The 3,341-nt window shown below is 70.7% G+C and carries 1 protein-coding gene; it reads right to left on the bottom strand.

Annotation, left to right across the window (positions count from 1 at the left end; translation table 11 throughout):
• The coding region (locus B1964_RS29560) for an SDR family NAD(P)-dependent oxidoreductase (RefSeq protein ID WP_290440762.1) at positions 1 to 3,330 on the bottom strand (3,330 nt) is incomplete at its 3' end.
• Between the last annotated feature and the right edge of the window lie 11 nt (positions 3,331 to 3,341).

Here is a 3,341-nt window from a genome sequence, read left to right as displayed (position 1 = left end):
GCCGGCCGCCTCCGCCGCGGCGGCCGGCGTCGCCTCACGGCGGGGGGCGAGAAGACCGGTGAGCATCTCGCTCAGGGCGTCGATGGTGGGATGGTTCCAGAGCATGGTCGCCGACAGGTCGAGGCCGACCAGGTGACGGGCATCGCGCAACACCGTCATCGCCATCATCGAGTCGAGACCGAGCTCCGGGAACGGCTGATCCGAGCGCACGGCGTCGGTCGGCATACCCAGTTCCCGTGCCAGGATCACCCGCATCCGGCTCACCAGTTCGGAGCGGGTTTCTTGCTCGGACAACAGCTCCCAGTCAGGCGCGTCGACGGCCGCGTCGGGCGCTCCGCCGACCTCTGTTCCCGCCGCCGGCGCGGCGGGAACGAAACACAGGCCCCGGAGGTCGACGGTGAACGGTGCGCCCGCCCCGGCGGTCACGTCCGCGGCGAAGCCACCGCGGCGTGCCTCGCGATACCGCACCTCGACGGTCGCCTCGCCGTCCGCCGTGGTGGGTGACACGGTCATCGTCTCCACCGCTGCCGGGAACATCAGGCCGTCGTGCGACGCGTCGATCAACCGTGCGAGGTGTACCGCGGCGTCGAGAAGCGCCGCGGTCCCCGCCGCGGACACGCCGGCCTCCAGAGTGCCGGGCGCGGAACGGTTCTCGAGGGCCGTCCACCCGTAGGGTCGGCCGGACAGACCCCAGTGCTGCTCGAGCTCCGCCGCCTGCTCAGACGAAAAGCCGGTCGCCGTACGGGCGGCTTCGATGGGTGGTGCCTCGGAGTCGAGAAGACCTGCGCTGAGATGCTCGACCCACTCGTGCGGGCCGGCGCCCACCGAGGTGGCCGAGGCGATCGTGATTGCACCGGTCTCGTCGAGCCGCACCCGCACGACGCGGGGACGATCGAGGACCAACGGCTGGGTGAACGCGATGTGCTTGGCACCGGCCGCGCCGGCCTGCGCCACCACGGTGGCCACGGTGTGCAGCAGCACCGAGGCCGGGACGACCTCCACCCCGTGCACCAGATGCGAACCGGGATAGGGCAGTTCGTCGCCGGCGATACGGGCGAACCAGGTGTGTGACGGGACCTCGGCGGCAGCGGCGCCCGAATCTCCCGCGCTCGTCTCGACCGTGCCTGTCTCGATCGAGTCGACCTCACCCAGAACGGTGTCGGGCCGGGCCGGAGGCACACCCGACAGGTCGTGGTCGGCCTCGCCGAGCAGGTCGTCGACGATGTGGAACGAGGTGCGCATCCGGTAGGCCTCGGCCAGCCGCGCCCACTGTGCGCCGACCACGATCGGCCGGATCGGCGCGTCCGCCCCGAGCAGGGTGGGCAGGGTCGCGATCGCGGTCTCGTTGCGCATCGGGGTGAGTCCGGCGGAAGCGGTCTCGGGCTGGGCATCGGCCCAGGATTTCCACAATCCCCAGTCGATGACGGTGGCCGGCAGCCCGACGGCGCGGCGGGCGAACGCGAAGGCGTCGGCGAAGGAGTTGGCGGCGGTGTAGTGCCCGAGCCAGCGCGAGCCGAACAATCCGGTGATCGAGGAAAACAACACGAAGCGGCGGACCGGGGTGGTCACCGTCAGTTCGTGCAGTACCGAGATCGCGTCGACCTTCGGGCGGAACATCGCGTCGACCTCGGCATCGTCGAGCTCGATCAGTGAACCGGCGCCACCGGCCAGCGCGGCGACATAAACTCCGTCCAAGGGTGGGAGATCGTTTCCGAAGCGCGCGAACAGCTCTCGCATCGGCTCTGGGTCGGCGGCGTCGGCGGAAAAGTTCACCAACGTGGTCGAGTTCGCAGCGAGCTCTGCGGTCACCTCGGCCGACAGGTCGGCGCCGCTGCGGGAGAGGGCGACGATGGTGTCGGCGCCCATCCGCGACAACTCGACGATGAGGTCGGGCCCCACGTTTCCGGTCGCTCCGACGACGAGCGCAGTGGTGTAGCCGGGTAATCCGGTCAGTGGGGTCGGCGGCACCGCGGCCCGCAGTCGTGGCAGTAGCCGTCGACCCGCCCGCAGCACGACCTGATCCTCGCCGTCGGAGCTGTCGAGTTCGGCACGCACATGACGCGCCACCAATGCGGCGGGCAGCGCGGCGTCGACGTCGAGGACCCGTCCGAAGATCTCGGGGTTCTCCAGGGCGAGTGTCCGGGCGAATCCCCAGAGCACCGCCTGCGCCGGATCGGCGGGCTCGCCGTCGGCCACGGGCTGGGCGTTGCGGGTGAGGATCGTCAGATGTGTACGGCCGGGCGCCGAAGCGAGCGCAGCAGCGACCCGTCGCACGTCACCGAACACCTCGTGAGCGCGGAGCGCACCGAAGTCTGTCCGGGTGGCCGTCGGGGCGAACACCACGTGTGTTGCGCCGGTCAGCGCGGCGCCGTCGGTTGCGTCGGCGACGGTCACCGCGCGCGCCGCCGGCCCGAATGCCGCGGCCAGCGCATCCGGCTCTTCCGAGACGACAACCCAGCCGTCGCCGTCGTCTCTCGCATCGGCACCGACGGCAGGCGATGCCACGTCGACGGGCAGGGCCCGCTCGATCCAGGCGAGTTCGTGGTACCACTCGTCGAGAGCGCCGCCGCTGCGCGGCGAACCGGTCTCGGTCGGCGGTGGTGGGCCGGCGCGGTGTGAGTCGGCGCGGTGTGGCTCGGCAGCGGGTACCTCCACCCAGTACCGGGAGTGCATCCACGGGGATTTCGGGAGCCGCGTGAACGCCCCGGTATCGGGCACCGCGGGTGCGCGCAGCGTCTGTGTCGCAGCGAGATTCGTGAAGAAGGTCTCCACCTCGTCGGTGTCGCGGGCCAGGCTGCCGATGGTGTGGTGATGCCGATCGGCCAGCGTTGCATCGATGGCGTGGGCCAACAGCGGATGCGGGCTCATTTCGATGAACGTCGCGTGCGTGGCACCGGCCTGCGCGACCCGCTCGGTGAACCGGACCGGGTTGCGCAGGTTGGCGCACCAGTAGTCGGCGTCGACGACCGGCGACGTCGCACCGTCCGGGTCCGCTGTCGACAACATCGGGATCGTCGGTTCGGTCGGCGTCAGGCCGGACAGCGCTGCCCGCAGCTCCGGCAGCACCGGGTCGATGATCGGATGGTGCGACGCCACGTCGACCTCGACACGCCGAGCGAGCAGATAACGGGCGGCGACCTCGGCGATCACCGCGTCGATCTGCTCGGGCGGACCGGCCAGCACCGTCTGATCGGGTGCGGCGTGCACCGCGATGGTCAGATCCGGGTAACGACTGCATAGGTGGTCCGCGGCGTCGGCATCCAGTCCGACCAACGCCATGGCGCCGTGGCCCGAGAGTGCCTTCATCAACCGCGACCGCGTCGCGATCACCGACAACCCAT

This window comes from Gordonia sp. i37 (assembly GCF_002043085.1).
GTDB lineage: Bacteria > Actinomycetota > Actinomycetes > Mycobacteriales > Mycobacteriaceae > Gordonia > Gordonia polyisoprenivorans.
This window is presented reverse-complemented; position numbering and strand designations above follow the sequence as displayed.